Here is a 16415-nt window from a genome sequence, read left to right on the forward strand (position 1 = left end):
TCCCTCGATTATTGACCATTGGGACTGACACGGAACTCGCTCAATGCTTGGCCTTTGAAATCCATTACGTGTACAGAACACGCCATGCAAGGGTCAAATGAGTGAATAATACGTATCACCTCAAGGGGCTTAGTAGGATCTTCCAGTTTCAAGCCAATTAAAGAGGCTTCATAGGGACCCATTTTACCGTTGGCATCCACTGGACCTGCGTTCCAGGTAGTTGGTACCACGGCTTGATAGTTCTCAATCACTCCATTTTTAATGCGGATCCAGTGGCTTAACATGCCACGTGGCGCCTCAATCATGGCGTGACCTACATACTCTTTATTTGGATCAATATTGGGTTTTACATAGGTAGATTCATCGGACTGGATATTCGTCAGCAGCGCATCAAAGGTTTTTAACCCTTCTTGGGCGACGATAACTGTTTGTAACATACGGGCTGCAGTGCGACCTAAGGTGGTAAACAGGGCGGCAACGGGTAAGCCAGTACGAGCGAGCAGGGCATTAACTGAATCCACAACCACCTTGTTACCGCGGGCATAACTCACCAATAGGCAGGCGAGTGGACCCACTTCAACAGGTTCACCTTGATAACGGGGAGATTTCACCCATGAGTATTTGCCATCACCATCCAGTGTTGGCAGCTTGCCATAGACGGTATCGCGTTCAACAAACCCCGTGTAATTAGGGATCGTTGTACCGTCATAGGGATGTTGCGGTGCATCGGCGCTATACCAAGCATGGCTGACATCTTCGGCAATCAGATCTGGATTCACATCACTGACGCCAGCAAGGTCGCCATTCATGATCACGCCTTGATTAAACATGTATTCGCCATTGGCTAACACAAAGTCATCGGTCGCCATGAAGTTTTTCACGTTTACGCCGCCAAGCACGCTAGGTTCAGTACCAAAGGCTTCGGCCGCCATCACGATATCTGCTTGATAGGCACGCAGAATAAAGTCAGTCACGGTCGCATGTTTTTGCTTCCATTCCTGCAGGCGAGCAGGGCTCAACATGTCACGCACCGACGTCACACCACCAACAACAACGGATTGTGGATGTGGAGATTTACCGCCAAAGATGGCCAGCATTTCCGCCGCAACACGTTGTACTTCAAGTGCTTTAAGGTAGTGAGACAGCGCGATAAGGTTTTGCTCTGGAGTAAACTTATAGGTGCCATTGCCCCAATAAGCGTTCGCAAAGGGGCCTAATTTACCCGTTTCGACAAAGCCTTTGACTCTTTCTTGCACGGCTCTTAAATCACCTTCACCCGCGGCTATGGGCTTGTCTGTGTATTGCAGCGCAACTTGTGCAGCTTTGGCCGGATCGGCGCTCAGTGCAGACACCACATCCACCCAATCAAGACCGTGTAGATGGTAGAAATGCACAATATGGTCATGCATGTATAAAGAGGTTTGCATCAATGAACGTAAGTATCTCGCGTTCAACGGAATTTGAATTCCTAACGCATTTTCAACCGCTTCAGTACCGCAGCGGTAGTGGGAATAGGTACATACGCCACAGATACGTTGCACAATAAGGCCAACATCCATAGGTGTACGGCCCTTGAGAATGACTTCAATACCGCGCCAGAGTGTGGAGGATGACCAAGCCTTGCTGATGACGTTATTTTCATCAACTTCAACTTCGATACGTAAGTGACCCTCGATACGTGTGATAGGGTCGATAACAACGCGCTTGCTCATGGGTTATTCCTCCAGCGGTTTGGCAAAAATACTGGCAACGGCATGGGCTCCAATGCCCACCACAGTCGCGCCTAAAATCACCGCACCAATAGTATCTGCGGTCGCATCCAATCCATGGAGGAGTTGACGGCCAAGGGGTTTTTCAAAGTCGGCCATGTCATCCCAGAAGTTAGGTTCTGAGCAGCCCATACAACCGTGTCCAGCAAGTACTGGCCAGCTGGTGTGATGGTTAAAGCGCTCGGTAGGGCAGTTGTTGTAGGTGTAAGGACCTTTACAACCGACTTTATACAGGCAGTAGCCTTCTTTCGCGCCGTGATCGCCAAATTCTTCAACGAATTCACCGGCATCAAAGCGGCCGCGACGTTCACAGTTATCGTGTACCCGTGCGCCGTAAGCCCATTTAGGTCTGTTAAACATATCCAGTGCAGGTAATTTGCCGAACATGATGAAGTACATCAAAGTGCCGACTATGTTCTTTTCGCTCGGTGGGCAACCGCCTAAGTTAATGACGGGTTTACTGACCACTTCGTGCACGCCTTTCGCCCCCGTTGGGTTTGGATAGGCTGCTTGCACGCCACCAAATGCCGCACAAGTGCCGACAGAGATAATCGCGGCGGCGCCTTCTGCAGCATGTTTGATGATTTCTAATCCTGTGTGACCTTTACAGCCCACAGTGAGGAAGCTGCCGTTATTGGCGGTCGGAATTGCCCCTTCAACGGCCAGTAAATAGCGGCCCTTGTAGGTTTCGAGTGCATTTTCGAGATTTTCTTCGGCTTGCCAACCCGCAGCAGCCATTAAGGTTTCGTGATATTCCAAGGAGATATGATCAAAAATCAGCGAATCTAGATTGGGGGTATCGGTACGAATTAAGGATTCTGAGCAGCCAGTACATTCGGCCATGTGTAACCAGATTAAGGGTACACGGTCGGCTAATTCGGCAGCTTCGGCTACTAAGTTACTAAAAGGGAGCGGTAATGCGAGCATGCTCGTCACCATGGCACTCCACTTCATAAAATCACGGCGACTAATGCCGTGCTGTTGCATTTTCTCAATCAGCGATTGTTGTTGACGGGGAGCGAATTGGCGTAACGCATCTAAGCGCGCCTTTCCCTGTTCATATAGGGCTGCATGTGTGTCCATGGGTCAACCTTTTTTGTTATTTAAATGTAAATTGGTAAGGGTTTACATAATTGACAGGGTCAGTTTAGGCCGTTGGAGTGTAAAGATTCTTGATGTATATCAAGAATTTTCAAGAGATGTGATAGAACTGAATTTGACATTTAATTAACATGACGCAGATCTAATTTCACTTTTTCTAATGGGACAAAATGTCTCACATTTGCCATTTTGGATGAAATCGGTCACTTAATCGGCGCTCATGTTATTAAGGTTGCGCTGTTGAAAATGCCGACCTTAAGTGGGGGGAGTCTGTGCATACGGCTTAATTGGACTTATATCAGCTTGTTTAAGAAAACCTTAAGATTCAGTTAATAGATTCAAAGGTAATCGTTAACGCGGAATATTCTATGAAGAAAATATTGTTGTTACTCAGTTTAATGGCCGCTGGCGTACAAGCCGCGCCGTCGTTGGATCATCAAGTGTTTAACGCGCAAAACCAAGCTGTTTCCCTGAGTGAGTTTAAAGGTAAAGTCGTTTATGTCGATTTTTGGGCCTCTTGGTGTGGGCCTTGCCGTAAATCCTTTCCGTGGATGAATGAGATCCAAAAAAAGTATCAAGATCAAGGTTTAGCCGTTGTGGCAATCAACCTAGATACAGATAACGAGTTAGCCCAAGAATTCATAAAACAAGTCCCCGCCAATTTTTCAGTGCGTTTCAATCCAGAAGGTGATGTCGCGCGCAGCTTCGATTTGCTGGGTATGCCGAGCAGTTTCATGTTCAATCGCCAAGGTCAGTTAGTGCAGCATCATGTTGGTTTTTATGCCGATAAAGCCGCTGAATACGAGCAAGAGCTCGTCAGTTTACTGAAGGAGTAATTTATGCTTAAACCCGCATTAGTCGCAGTCACACTCATTATAGGTTTGAGTGGTTGTTCAAATTTAGGGGTGCAGCCGTGGGAGAAAGGCCAGTTGGCACGCGCTGATATGGCGCTCGACAGTGAAAAGCTCGATCTGGCGCTCGATGATCATATTTATTTTAGTAAAGAAGGCAGTAGCGGCGGTCGCGCCTTTGCCGGTGGTGGATGTGGCTGTAACTAAACTCTCCGTTGGTGTTATTTGCCCTTAGATGTAACGAATAGATGTGATGAGCAGATGTAATAAAATCTGGGGCGAAATCCCGCGGTATTGAATAGATGAAAGTGACCTACAGGTGTTGTCAGCTATGACCCAAAAAAAGAATCAAATAAATGCAAGACAATCGAAACAGATTGCGGGTGCGTTAGCCTTAGCCAGTTGTGGATTGTTTGCCACAAGTGGCCACGCGACTGAATTATCTAAAAAAGCTGACGACTGGAAGGTCGATGCCGCTTTAATGTATTACGGTGAGCAGGATAGAGTGCAGGCCGTTGAAGCCATAGGTACAGCGCAAAAAGCCTTTGGCGATGATAGCGTGCTGGATCTTAAACTGGTGGTCGATAGCTTAACCGGTGCCTCGGCTTCGGGCGCTGTGGCCCAAAGTACCAGCCAAACCTTTACTCGTCCTTCGGGCAATGGCCAATACAGTGTGGCAGCGGGCGATACACCGCTTGATGACACGTTCCACGATACCCGCGTTCAAGGCAGTGTTAACTGGGCCCAAGCGCTTAATTCAGACTGGAAAGTCAACGCTGGGGTCTATGGTTCAAAAGAATTCGATTATATGTCAATGGGGCTCAATGCCAGTATTGAGCGCGGTTTTAACAAAGACAACACCACACTGTTTTTAGGCACAGCTTACAGCTTCGATGTGGTCGATCCTGTCGGTGGACGTCCGGTGGATTTATCCTCCATGGCGGTTCGCGATAACTTCGCCAGTGAAGCCGCCTACCGCACCGCATTTGATGCGACTCGTCAAAGTGGCAGTGATAATAAGCAAACCGCCGATGTGATGTTAGGCATCACCCAAGTGCTCAGTCAGCGCTGGTTGTTGCAGGCCAATTACGGCTTATCGAGTGTCAATGGCTATTTAACCGATCCCTACAAAGTGCTCAGTGTGGTGGATAACAATGGCATTACTCAGGATCTCTTGTATGAAAGCCGCCCCGATTCTCGCTTGAAGCATAGCTTCTATGTGATGACTAAAGGCGCGTTGGATGCGGGCGTGGTGGATTTTTCCTATCGTTATAATACTGATGATTGGGATCTCACATCGCATACCTTAGAAACCCATTACCGTTATTACTTTACGGGCAATTTTTACGGTCAATTGCATCTACGTTATTACCAACAAACGGCGGCTAACTTCTATCAACCTTTCTTGATGGCAGATACACCATTGCCAGAGTTTGCCAGTGCCGATTATCGTATCGGTGATATGTCGGCTTATACGATAGGGATTAAATTTGGTCATCGATTATCGGGCGGTCATGAGATGTCGTATCGCTTAGAGTATTACCAACAGGATCCGAAAAATAACGGTACGACTATTCCTGGAGAGCTGCAAAACTTTGATCTGTTCCCGACGCAGAAGGCAATAACAGCACAGTTTAGTTATTCTTTTTAATACGAAATAATGCTACTGACTCAGATAGCAAGGCATTAAACTGTATGGGTAGCTTAGCTACCCATACTCAATTTACCCCTGAGCTTATTTAAGCTGAATGCCAGTGGGGTGCCATGTAAAGAGGTGATTTATGATGTCGACATCATCCCTAAAAACCGCACTTTATTCGCTGCAACGCCGTGATTGGGGTTATGTTGGCGAATTTAGGGCCATGGCGAGTCCCTGTGAAATACTCATTGCATGTGATCAACTTGATATTGCCGACGATATGCTGGATATGGCGGTCACTGAGGCGCTGCGTATCGAACATAAGTACAGTCGCTTTATTGCGCAGAACTATCTGTGGCAATTAAACCATGCCTATGGTCATAAGCAGCTTATTGATGAAGAAACCTGGCAGTTATTGGCTTTTGCCAAACAATGTTTTCAGCTTAGTGACGGATTATTTGATATCTCTGCAGGGCCGTTAATGGAACTGTGGCGTTTTGATCCCAAAGCCCAGTTGCCCGAACATGCCCGCATTCTTGCCGCGAAAGCCTTAGTGGGGTTTGAGCGTATCGAGTTTGATTCGCGCCATATTGAGATGCCATCGGGCATGAAATTGGATTTTGGCGGCATTGCTAAGGAATATGCAGTCGATAGAGTCGCCTATGAGTTGGCTGAATGTTATCCAGATATTCCTGTGTTAGTGAATTTTGGTGGCGATATCGCCTGTCCTGTGCCCAAAGTGAACCCATGGCAGGTGGGCATTGAAGATCCTCGCCATCTCGATCGCGCCGCCAGTGTACTGGCGATCAGTCAGGGTGCATTAGCGACCAGCGGTGATACACGGCGCTTTTTTGAAGTCGATGGAAAGCGTTACGGCCATATTGTCGATCCGCGTACTGGCTATCCCGTCGTCCAGGCGCCGCGCTCCGTGACTGTGTTAGGGCCAAACTGCGTGACCGCGGGAATGCTGGCGACTATGGCCATGCTACAGGGCCAAGATGCGGAAGCATTTTTACAGCAACAAGATGTTAAGTTTAGTATTTTCCGTTAAGGGTTCTTTTAAAAGGCTCTGTTAAGGACATTGAATGCGTATTATGTTGGTTGAAGACAATGAGTTATTAGCCCAAGGGATTTGCTTGAGTTTGGCAAAGCTGGGCATGCAGGTTGATCACCTTAATAGTTATCAGCAAGCATTACAGGGTGTTAAAAATGAAAGCTTCAGTGCCATAGTGCTCGATCTGGGTTTACCCGACGGTAACGGTAAAGAGTTACTTAAAGCTTGGCGTCAGCAGGGAGTGTCAATTCCTACAATCGTCCTGACCGCCAATACTGATTTTGACACTAAGCTCGAATGCTTAGACATGGGCGCCGATGATTATCTCGGTAAACCTTTTGATGTGCGTGAATTGGCCGCGCGCATTCGCGCCATCGTCAGACGCCAGTACGGGCTCGATCACAACAGTTTGATTATTGGTGCGCTGTGCATTGATTTAAATACCCGCGAAGTGACCTTTCGCGATCAAAATGTGCTGCTTTCGCGGCGTGAATTCCAATTATTGCTTGAACTCGCACAATCAGCAGGGCGCGTATTGACGCGCAGCCAACTGGAACAGTTAACCTATGGCTGGGATGAAGTCGGCAGCAATTCGATTGAAGTGCACATCCATCATCTGCGTAAAAAACTTGCCAATGAGTTGATCAAAACCGTGCGCGGAATCGGCTATACCTTGATTGAAATAAATTAATTCACTGAATTAAGTGACAATACTCACGTTTGTGGGTATTGATACCTCAGTCATTCGCTGAGGGTAAAACGTTAGGAAACTAAAGTGATTCGATTAAAGGGGCTGGATGTGTATTCACTGCGTTTGGTACTGACATTATTAATTTTGTCAGGTATTTCAGTGTCCGTTGCTGTCTCTAGCTGGTTGAGTACTCGGGATTCTAAGCATCAAATTGAAGAACTCTTCGATGCGCAAATGCTGCAAACCGCGAAAATGCTGGAGCTGTTTTATCACACTGAGCCCGGTGCGACGCCCCAGAGTACCGCGAGACCGCAAGTGCTCCACGTTCCCGATAGCCAGATCAGTTCCTTTGCCGAAAAAGCCGATGCCCTGAAACTCGCCTATGAGCATAAATTGGCGTTTCAAATTTGGAGTGAAGCGGGCGAAGCCTTAGTGCTGTCGGACAATATTGGCCATCAACCTATCACTCGATTCGTACAGGGTTATCACAAGAAAGTGTTTGAAGGTGAACTCTGGCATGTGTTCAGTTTTTTCTCGGTTAAAAATCATGTTTGGATTGTCACCGCTCAGCAGGATGAAGTGCGCCAAGAGCTCGTATCGCAAATCATGCACAACGCGGTTATCGTGCCCTTGATTGTGGTGCCTTTGACACTACTTATCGTTAGCCTATTGTTTTATCTATTGTTCCGGCCATTAAAAACCTTCGAAAGGGAGTTGATTGGGCGGGCGCCGAACGATCTCACGCCGCTGACTATGTCACTACCGAAAGAGCTCGTACCCGTTCGCCGTGCATTAAACTTATATATCAATAGCATAGCTAGATTCATTGCCCGTGAACGCCGTTTTAGCGCCGATGCCGCCCATGAACTTAAAACACCATTATCTGTGATTAAATTACATCAACACGGTTTAGAGAGCCTGATTGACGATGATCCACAGCAGAAATTTCATCTAGCCGCGATTGATGCTGGCGTGGTGCACATGAGTCATACCGTTGAACAGTTACTCGTGTTAGCGAGGGTGGATTCGATAAATGAGCTCAATGTGTCATCCCACGCTATCTTGCCTATGGTTGAAGATGCGCTTAATCAATTGATGCCACAAATCACCGATTATGAATGGAATATCGATATCGCGCCCCAGCTGACCGTGACTTGCGATCGGTTCTATCTGCTGCTCGTGCTAAAAAATATTATCGAAAATGCCTGCAAATACAGCCCGCAGGAATCAGAAATCTCAGTGTCGGCCCATTCACTGGGTGATGAGATTAGTATCTGTATCGCGGATCGCGGCCAAGGCATGACAGAAGAGCAGATTGCTAATGCCACAGAGCGTTTTTATCGTGTGAATGAAAATGAAGGCATAGGTGCGGGTTTAGGTTTGTCTATCTGCCATCACATCATTGAATTGCACCAAGGCCGTTTAGTGATAGCGCCTAGGGAGAAGGGCGGATTATCTGTGACTCTTTTTTTGCCGCAATAGTTCAGAAGTTAACATCTTAAAATAGATCCGCAGTTTAAGTGACATCACCTCAGTGGTTTTGATACATTTGCGTGAGCGTAATGGTGCGTTTGTCTGCTATTTTAGAAAAAATCCCTAAGTTTACCAACAGATTGGTTCGCTAATTGTGTTTTTTCATCTAAGATCATCCACACTAAGTTGAGACTTTAAAAAGTCTCATTTTACTTTCAAAAATGTAGCATTTGGATCACTTAACCTGCTTTTGTAACTGTGAAAGCAGAAATATGCATGATAATGTTATTTTTATATTCCTTTTAGGTATAAACTTATTCTCAAATAGTATTGTGTAGAAGGGGTTAACTGCATCTTTATTTATGAGTTTTTTTCTCCTTCTGATATCTTTCGCGATATGTAAGCAACTGTTTTTTTTCGCCCCTAAGTGAGGGTGAAAAAAATTCACTGTATACATAAAAAACATTGATTTCTTAGTTTATTTTTTAGGTTACCTATCTATGGTTAGCTTGTTGCGTTGCCCATCGTCCAAACCTTATTCGTCACTCATTTGTTCACTGACGCTAGGCGCTGTTGTCGCCCTGTCTGGTGTCGCGTACGCTGAAGAGACAAAACCCGCCGAGACAGTTCCTGTGGTAACTCCGCCGAAAGTGATTTCTCAGCCCGCTACAAAAAATCAAGTGAGATTCACTAAAACAGGCGCTTTCGATAGCGATACTGTGGTGAAGATTGCAAAACGTTTGGCAGCGAAACCGTATGTGGCCCTTAAAGACCCGTTACCCGCTGGCCTAGCAAAACTGTCATACGATGAATATCGTGATATTCGTTTTAACCCGACTGCGTCCATTTGGCGTGATCAGGGCGTGCCTTTTCAAATGCAAATGTTCCACCGTGGCTTCTATTTTCAAGATCTGATCGAGATTGCGATTGTGGAAGGTCAAAACGCAACGCACTTAGCCTACGAGCCTAAGTATTTCACCGCGGGTGAAGTGATTACTCAAGCGTTACCCAATGACGACATTGGCTACTCAGGTTTTCGCATTCATAACCAACTGAATACTAACGGCGTGTTTGACGAACTTATGGTGTTCCAAGGTGCGAGTTATTTCCGCGCTTTAGGCAAAGGTAACGCCTATGGTTTATCTTCACGTGGTTTAGCGTTAAAAACCGCCGATGCCGAAGGGGAAGAATTCCCAATATTTCGCGCCTTCTGGGTTGAACGTCCATACAATGACAGCAACCTGATTGTCGTGCATGCCTTGCTAGATAGCCCAAGTGTGGCGGGTGCTTATACTTTCTCTGTTCGTCCTGGTGATAACACTTTGATTGACGTTGAAGCGACGTTGTTTCCACGAGTTGAGCTGAGCAAAGTGGGTTTAGCACCCAGCACGAGCATGTTCCTGCACTCACTCAATGGTCGTCACGATACCGATGACTTTAGACCTGAAGTACATGATTCAGACGGTTTATTGATGTTAAACGGCCGTGGTGAGCATTTATGGCGTCCATTGGCTAACCCACGTCAATTACAGGTCAGTGCGTTTTCTGACAACTCGCCACAGGGTTTTGGTTTGATCCAACGTGAGCGTGATTATGCGTCTTACCAAGATTTAGAAGCACATTATGAACGTCGCCCAAGTCTGTGGATTGAGCCTGTGGGCAACTGGGGCCAAGGTTCTGTGGTGTTGACTGAAATTCCGACTGAGTCTGAAATTCATGACAACATCGTCAGCTACTGGAAACCTCGTCAGCCTATTCCTGCGGGCAGTGAATTCCATTTTGCCTATCGCATGAGCTGGGGTGATGAACCCGCGGCTAAAGTCGGTGCTGTACATGTGTCTCGCTCTGCCAGTGGCCGTGCCGATATCGCTAAAGCAACACCAAGACGTTTATTTGTGGTCGACTATCAAATTGAAGGTCCGATGACAGATGAAATGCCAGTTGCTAAAGTAGAAGCGTCTGGTGGTGTGGTCACCAATGTGGTGATTGCCCGTAATGCAGCCAAAAATGGCTATCGCTTAGCTTTTGAATTAGAGCCAGAAGATAAAGAACTTATCGAACTGCGCGCTGAACTCAAGTTCCCAACTCCTCGTCAGGTTGAAACCTGGCTCTATCGCTGGACGCTGTAAGGTTCATGACGGAGCAACATGATATGACTGTATCCGAAAACTCGGTACTCGAGACGGAAGTCCTCGTGGGTGGTAGTGCTATGCCAAATGAACGGCCTGGCGCTATGGAACCCCAAAATTTAAGTAAGATGCCAGAGGGATTCCCTCGCCGTAGCACAGTGGCGAATGGAGTACGTTCGCGTGCTTCGCGCCGCTTCTTAGTGGTTGGCGGTGCTTTATTACTGTCTTTATTCGCTATTTATGAAATGGGCGCGGTATTTAGCATTGGCGGAATTACGCCACTGGAATATCTCGTGTTGGCGTTATTTGCGGTCAACTTTTGTTGGATCGCCTTAGCGTTCTGTAGTGGTATTGCGGGGTTTTTAATCTTGCTGCGCAAACCGCGGGCAAAAGATCTGCAAGTGACTGAGCTGCATACTCGCACCGCGATCTTAATGCCGACCTATAACGAATCCCCAGACAGGGTATTCTCGGCGGTCTCTGTGATGGCAGAAACCTTGTCGCAAACGGGTCATGGTCATGCTTTTGATTGGTTTATCTTAAGTGATACCACAGATCCCGATATCGCCTTGCTCGAAGAGCAGGCGTTTTTGGTGTTACGTCAAGAAACCCATAAGCATTCGCGGGTGTATTACCGTCGTCGTCGTAAAAACGTCGCCCGTAAAGCGGGTAACGTGGCGGATTTCTGCCGCCGTTGGGGTTCGCGCTATGATCACTTGTTAGTGCTTGATGCCGACAGCTTAATGGAATCATCAACCATCACAGGTTTGGCTCAGCGTATGCAGGCCGATCCTGATGCGGGTTTAATTCAAACCATTCCGTCGCTGATCAACGGCACCACTTTAATGGCGCGTTTGCAGCAATTTGCGGCGCGCATTTATGGCCCCGTAATTGGTACCGGTTTAGGCTGGTGGGTACAAAAAGAAGGTAACTTCTGGGGCCACAATGCCATTATCCGTACCGAAGCCTTTATGACCGCGGCCGGATTACCCAACCTTAAGGGTAAGCCGCCTTTTGGCGGTCATATCATGAGCCATGACTTTGTTGAAGCGGCCTTGATTCGCCGTGCAGGCTGGAGTGTGGTCATTGCCTATGACTTACCCGGTTCATACGAAGAATGTCCACCGTCAATTATTGACTTAGCCGTGCGTGATCGCCGCTGGTGCCAAGGTAACTTGCAGCATTCACGTATTTTGCCGACCAAAGGTCTGCACTGGGTGAGCCGTTTGCATTTACTGACGGGTATCATGGCCTATTTATCATCACCTTTCTGGTTGATGTTGATTTTGACCGGTTTGATGCTAGCCCTGCAGGCGCACTTTATTCGACCTGAATATTTCACCGATCAATTTTCACTGTTCCCCACTTGGCCCATCATGGACTCGGATAGGGCATTGAGATTGTTCTACATTACTATGGGTGTCTTGTTCGGTCCTAAAATATTCGGCGTCTTGTTATTGCTTAAAGACGGCGAGTTTGCTCGTAGTGTGGGTGGCCGGATTAAGGCAATATTCAGTGTTATTTTTGAGGTCATACTCTCAGCGCTGATCGCACCTATCATGATGTTTATCCATTGTGGTGCCGTGATGTCGATTCTAATGGGCCGTGACAGTGGCTGGTCGCCGCAACGTCGTGATGACGGCAGTATGCCTTGGATGACGCTAATCTATCGTCACCGCTGGCATATGCTGGCGGGTGTGATGTTAGGTTATGCAGCTATTTTGGATTCTTTGACTTTGTTAGCTTGGATGAGTCCGGCGTTGATTGGACTCTGGATTGCCGTGCCTATTTCAGCTTGGACGGGTTCTGTTAAAATCGGCGAAGTGTTCAAGCGTGCGGGTATTCTTGCGACACCTGAAGAGCGTAATCCTGCGCAGATTTGTCTGCAAGCACAGGAAGCGCGTGCCGCTTACCAAGAACACATTGCTGAGCCTTGGACATTAGCACAGGTGCTTAAAGACCCTGAGTTGATGGAATTGCATTTGGCTATGGTAGATAAACAGCCTTTGCGCGCAGCGGGGACTCCGATTGAAGCGATGGAAGCGATAGTGCATGTGAAAGTGCATGAGGCTCGTTGCCAACAGAGCGCATTAGCTGTATTGAATCGCCAAGAAATGGCGATGGTATTAGCGAATCCTTTGATGTTACGTAGCTTGCAGAAATTACCCGAGCAGTTTGTTGAAGAAGATCTGGTGTCTTTTTGCTAACAAATATCAACACATAGCCAACCATCATTAGCGCAGCGTTTGCTCGTAAATGGGTTTGGTAGTAATGAAAATGCCACTGACGACCTCAGTGGCATTTTTTCTTTTCATAATCTGCAGTTTTCCCCTAGTAATTCACTGATCCCCATGGAATAGTCGTATTACATGACTGACATGATCGCTGGTTTTCAGCTGACCTTAAATAGCGAAGGAAGTATTTATGGTATTGCACAAGATAATCCAGTATTTCCCCCGCTTTGTACGCGCATCGCAAATTAAACGTATGCCCATGAGTCGCTGTTTGGGACTGTTAGTGCTGAGTGTTATTGCCTGGTTTCCTATTATGTTAACGACGTTGGCGATAGCCGCCGACGAGACTCAAGCCATTTCATCTGATCCCAGTATTAGCGTACAGCCAAGCATGCGGCATGTGCAGCCAAGTACAGAGGGTAAAGCGGCTGAGCCCGATGCAGTCTTGCCACTTACGGCACTCGTACAACAGGTGTTGTTGCTGGATCTTGCAGGCGTTAATCCTGTTTTTGGTCTGCATTATCGTGAATTAACGCTATCACCAAATACCTTATCAGCGGCTGATGTGGCGCGGGTTAAAGCTGATGTGACGGGCTACTGGCGTTATATCAGGACCTTTGCGCAATGTAATAACGGCGCACTTGTAGACACAGTATTAACCGTTATTCCAACGGATCTCCAATATCAAAGGGTGCTAAAACAAGTCGCCCATTTAGTGCAATTGGATGCGACTGAGCCTTGGGAAACCTTAGTGTTGGATGAAAAGTTAACGGCCGGAATGAGCCATCCACTCCTTGATACCATAGCTAAACGTTTGTGGCGCTTGGGTGACTTAGCCATTGAGCCAACGACGAACCTTGTCTATAGCGAAGAATTGGTGGTTGGTGTTAAGCGTTTCCAACAAAGGCATGGGTTAAAACAAGACGGGGTGATTGGTAAGCAGACCATGTATTGGCTGAATCAATCGCCAAAGGCTAGGGCTGTCTTACTGGCTAAAAATACCATTCGGCAACGAGTGTTTGAACGTAAGTTGGAGCCAAGCTACTTGCTGATTAACGTGCCTGCCTTTGAAATGACCTTAGTCGATAATGGCACCACAGTGCTTAATTCCAAAGTAATAGTGGGCAAGTCTTCACGGCAAACCCCGCTGCTGGATAGCCAGATTTCCAGCGTGGTCCTCAATCCCAGTTGGCGAGTGCCAAGCAGCATTTTACGCCGAGATATCCTGCCGCAAATTCGGCGCAATGGTCATTATCTTAATGAACGCCAATTTGATGTGTATGACTATAACGGTCAATTGGTGCAACACATGCCAGAAGAATGGCAGGCTTTAGCTAGCACTTCGTTTCCCTATCAGCTAGTGCAACGCCCAGGGGTGAAGAATGCATTAGGCAAATATAAGTTCCACTTTGATAACAGTTTTAGTGTTTATTTGCATGGCACTTCTGAGCCAAGTCTCTTTAATAAGGATGATAGGGCACTATCATCAGGCTGTATTCGGATTGAAAAAGTCACTGAATTAGCTCAATGGTTTAAGGAACATTTAGTCAAAGATAAGCGTTTATGGGACAAATTAGCCCCAGATGTAACGCAGCCCCAGTGGTTTTCACTTTCTCAAAAGCTGCCAGTGCATCTGGTGTATTGGACTGCGTGGCTAGATGACAGTGGGCAAGAGCAATACCGTAGCGACATTTATCATTTAGAAGCTGAGTTGACGAATGCCGTGCCTGCCACGGTTTTAGATCTCAATTAAGATTTTGCACGATAAAGCAGAATTAAGATAACAAATTGAACTCGCAGAGCATTTTAAAATCGTGGGCAGAATAGGGTTGGCAAAACTTGATCTTAGGGCCTATTCAGTATAATTTGCTTGATTAGTGACCAAAAAGCATACAAAAGGTGATCATGTGACTTTGATATGTCCTGCCCGTAGGCAGTTATTGTTAGGCCTAAGTGGTGTGGCATTATGTTCTCTTATTCCCTCAAAAGCAGTAGCCAGTCGTTCAACCAAAGGGATCCGTGAGTTAAGTTTGTTTAATCGCCATACCGGTGAACGCGACGATGGCAGTTACTGGGTTGATGGTCATTATCAAAGTAAGGTATTAGACGATTTCAGCCATTTATTGCGCGATCACCGTCAGAATGTGGCAGCGCCCATGGATAAACGTTTATTCGATTTACTCTATTCACTTAAAACGACGTTGAATGTCGACGATGAAATCCATGTGATTTCTGGTTACCGTTCACCCAAAACCAATGCCATGCTAGCGAGCAACAGTGGCGGCGTGGCAAAAAAGAGTTATCACATGCGCGGTATGGCTATGGATATCGCGATCCCAAGCGTTAAGCTTAAAACCCTCAGAGACGCGGCTTTATCCCTAAAACTGGGAGGCGTGGGTTACTATCCTAGCTCTGGCTTTGTGCATGTCGATTGTGGGCCAGTACGACATTGGTAGCTTGAATGATTTGTTGTTGGACTCGTTGATAGAATCCTTGCTCTAGGGTTTGAGACTCTGTCAGGTAATGCCTCAGCAGCGGGATAAATTGCTGGTTAAGTTTGTTCATTTCTCTGTGTTGTTGCCAATCACAAATCAATAAACTTAAATGTTGTGAGAATTGATACTGTCTTTGTCTTTGTAATTCAATATCGACCGACTCAACAACCTGCATGAGTAATATTAAGCTGCGGTTTTTCTGTTGCGCACAAGCGAGCAATTCTAAGAATTTTAATTCGAGGGTATTTTGCTGGTAAGGAACGGTTTCGATAAGTGAGATAAGTTCACGGGCCAGTTGGCATGAAAGTCTGTTTTCTTGTTGTAACTGGTATAGTGCATGACGCATTTTTTGACACAGCAGTTATCGAAATTTGCCCGAGCTTATCAGGCTTCTTAATTTCCCAGTGTGATCTAGATCGCGTGTTTTTTGTTTGAGATCAAAGCCTTTTCTCAGCTGTAACAGTCAAGATACAAGTTCTTCAATTTGATAAATAGCTACCTTTTTTACTAACGCCGCGGCTTAAAAATTGGTGGGGTGTAGGATTCTTGTGTGCCTTGGGTATCTATGTTAGTATTCGCGCGCTTTATATGAGCCGTCATTGGTCGAAAATGTCGGCAACTTTTTACTCTAAATTTAAGTGAGAAACACATGTCTTACACTATCCAAGCACAAACCCGCACTGAAATAGGGAAAGGTTCGAGCCGCCGCCTACGCCATGCTGGTAAAGTTCCTGCTGTTATTTATGGCCAAGGCAAAGAGCCAGTTTCTATTGTTTTTGATCACAAAGATATCATCAACATTCAAGCTAACGCTGATTTCTACACTTCAACTCTGACTATCGTTGTTGATGGTAAAGAAGTGGGTGTACGCGCACAAGCTATGCAACGCCACGTGTTCAAGCCAATTATTGAACATGTTGACTTCGTTTACGCTTAATTGTCGTAACTGAAGCAAAAAAGCGCCTAAGGGCGCTTTTTT

14 protein-coding genes are annotated in these 16415 nt (G+C 46.5%); 11 read left to right on the forward strand and 3 right to left on the reverse strand.

Features of this window, described 5'->3' with window-relative positions:
* Positions 1 to 8: 8 nt before the first annotated feature.
* A complete protein-coding gene (gene hyaB / locus NE536_RS01220; RefSeq protein ID WP_261271538.1) occupies positions 9 to 1712 on the reverse strand; it encodes a nickel-dependent hydrogenase large subunit in 1704 nt (567 codons plus the stop codon).
* 3 nt (positions 1713 to 1715) lie between these two features.
* Positions 1716 to 2852 (reverse strand): nickel-dependent hydrogenase small subunit, encoded by a 1137-nt coding sequence (gene hyaA, locus NE536_RS01225; RefSeq protein WP_006081384.1) that lies wholly within the window; start codon positions 2850 to 2852, stop codon positions 1716 to 1718.
* A gap of 386 nt (positions 2853 to 3238) precedes the next feature.
* Between hyaA and NE536_RS01230 the strand changes: the two genes are divergently transcribed.
* The 10 genes from NE536_RS01230 (at position 3239) to mepK (ending at position 15397) form a co-directional block, all read left to right on the forward strand.
* Complete coding sequence (locus NE536_RS01230) at positions 3239 to 3706, forward strand: TlpA disulfide reductase family protein (RefSeq protein WP_261271539.1); 468 nt, start codon at positions 3239 to 3241, stop codon at positions 3704 to 3706.
* 3 nt (positions 3707 to 3709) lie between these two features.
* On the forward strand, positions 3710 to 3928 hold the full coding sequence (locus NE536_RS01235; protein WP_006081386.1) for a DUF4266 domain-containing protein: 219 nt from the start codon (positions 3710 to 3712) through the stop codon (positions 3926 to 3928).
* Between the two features lie 124 nt (positions 3929 to 4052).
* Positions 4053 to 5372 carry a DUF3570 domain-containing protein gene (locus NE536_RS01240; protein ID WP_261271540.1) on the forward strand — a complete coding sequence of 440 codons (1320 nt, stop codon included), beginning with the start codon at positions 4053 to 4055 and terminating at the stop codon, positions 5370 to 5372.
* 130 nt (positions 5373 to 5502) lie between these two features.
* The gene (locus tag NE536_RS01245) at positions 5503 to 6411 is read left to right on the forward strand and encodes an FAD:protein FMN transferase (RefSeq protein ID WP_261271541.1); all 909 of its coding nucleotides are present in this window, start codon (positions 5503 to 5505) and stop codon (positions 6409 to 6411) included.
* A 34-nt stretch (positions 6412 to 6445) separates the two neighbouring features.
* Positions 6446 to 7105 carry a response regulator transcription factor gene (locus NE536_RS01250; protein ID WP_006081389.1) on the forward strand — a complete coding sequence of 220 codons (660 nt, stop codon included), beginning with the start codon at positions 6446 to 6448 and terminating at the stop codon, positions 7103 to 7105.
* A gap of 84 nt (positions 7106 to 7189) precedes the next feature.
* Entirely contained in the window at positions 7190 to 8587 is a 1398-nt protein-coding gene (locus NE536_RS01255; protein WP_012089018.1) for an ATP-binding protein, read from the forward strand.
* 491 nt (positions 8588 to 9078) lie between these two features.
* Complete coding sequence (locus NE536_RS01260) at positions 9079 to 10707, forward strand: glucan biosynthesis protein G (protein ID WP_011846652.1); 1629 nt, start codon at positions 9079 to 9081, stop codon at positions 10705 to 10707.
* A gap of 23 nt (positions 10708 to 10730) precedes the next feature.
* A complete protein-coding gene (gene mdoH, locus NE536_RS01265) occupies positions 10731 to 12914 on the forward strand; it encodes a glucans biosynthesis glucosyltransferase MdoH (RefSeq protein WP_261271542.1) in 2184 nt (727 codons plus the stop codon).
* Between the two features lie 217 nt (positions 12915 to 13131).
* Positions 13132 to 14694, forward strand: coding sequence for a L,D-transpeptidase family protein (locus NE536_RS01270; RefSeq protein WP_261271543.1), 1563 nt, complete (start codon positions 13132 to 13134; stop codon positions 14692 to 14694).
* 154 nt (positions 14695 to 14848) lie between these two features.
* Complete coding sequence (mepK, locus tag NE536_RS01275; RefSeq protein ID WP_220592802.1) at positions 14849 to 15397, forward strand: peptidoglycan L,D-endopeptidase MepK; 549 nt, start codon at positions 14849 to 14851, stop codon at positions 15395 to 15397.
* Here mepK and NE536_RS01280 read toward each other — a convergent pair.
* The gene (locus NE536_RS01280) at positions 15348 to 15782 is read right to left on the reverse strand and encodes a hypothetical protein (RefSeq protein ID WP_220775979.1); all 435 of its coding nucleotides are present in this window, start codon (positions 15780 to 15782) and stop codon (positions 15348 to 15350) included. The genes mepK and NE536_RS01280 overlap by 50 nt on opposite strands.
* A gap of 303 nt (positions 15783 to 16085) precedes the next feature.
* Between NE536_RS01280 and rplY the strand changes: the two genes are divergently transcribed.
* Entirely contained in the window at positions 16086 to 16373 is a 288-nt protein-coding gene (gene rplY / locus NE536_RS01285; protein WP_028760163.1) for a 50S ribosomal protein L25, read from the forward strand.
* Positions 16374 to 16415 lie beyond the last annotated feature (42 nt).

The organism is Shewanella septentrionalis (genome assembly GCF_025370265.1).
GTDB lineage: Bacteria > Pseudomonadota > Gammaproteobacteria > Enterobacterales > Shewanellaceae > Shewanella > Shewanella hafniensis.

Bases quoted from the DNA above. Each gene is read 5' to 3' on its own strand.
- hyaB (WP_261271538.1), bottom strand. From the start codon at position 1,712: ATGAGCAAGCGCGTTGTTATCGACCCTATCACACGTATCGAGGGTCAC.
- hyaA (WP_006081384.1), bottom strand. From the start codon at position 2,852: ATGGACACACATGCAGCCCTATATGAACAGGGAAAGGCGCGCTTAGAT.
- NE536_RS01230 (WP_261271539.1), top strand. From the start codon at position 3,239: ATGAAGAAAATATTGTTGTTACTCAGTTTAATGGCCGCTGGCGTACAA.
- NE536_RS01235 (WP_006081386.1), top strand. From the start codon at position 3,710: ATGCTTAAACCCGCATTAGTCGCAGTCACACTCATTATAGGTTTGAGT.
- NE536_RS01240 (WP_261271540.1), top strand. From the start codon at position 4,053: ATGACCCAAAAAAAGAATCAAATAAATGCAAGACAATCGAAACAGATT.
- NE536_RS01245 (WP_261271541.1), top strand. From the start codon at position 5,503: ATGATGTCGACATCATCCCTAAAAACCGCACTTTATTCGCTGCAACGC.
- NE536_RS01250 (WP_006081389.1), top strand. From the start codon at position 6,446: ATGCGTATTATGTTGGTTGAAGACAATGAGTTATTAGCCCAAGGGATT.
- NE536_RS01260 (WP_011846652.1), top strand. From the start codon at position 9,079: ATGGTTAGCTTGTTGCGTTGCCCATCGTCCAAACCTTATTCGTCACTC.
- mdoH (WP_261271542.1), top strand. From the start codon at position 10,731: ATGACTGTATCCGAAAACTCGGTACTCGAGACGGAAGTCCTCGTGGGT.
- NE536_RS01270 (WP_261271543.1), top strand. From the start codon at position 13,132: ATGGTATTGCACAAGATAATCCAGTATTTCCCCCGCTTTGTACGCGCA.
- NE536_RS01280 (WP_220775979.1), bottom strand. From the start codon at position 15,782: ATGCGTCATGCACTATACCAGTTACAACAAGAAAACAGACTTTCATGC.
- rplY (WP_028760163.1), top strand. From the start codon at position 16,086: ATGTCTTACACTATCCAAGCACAAACCCGCACTGAAATAGGGAAAGGT.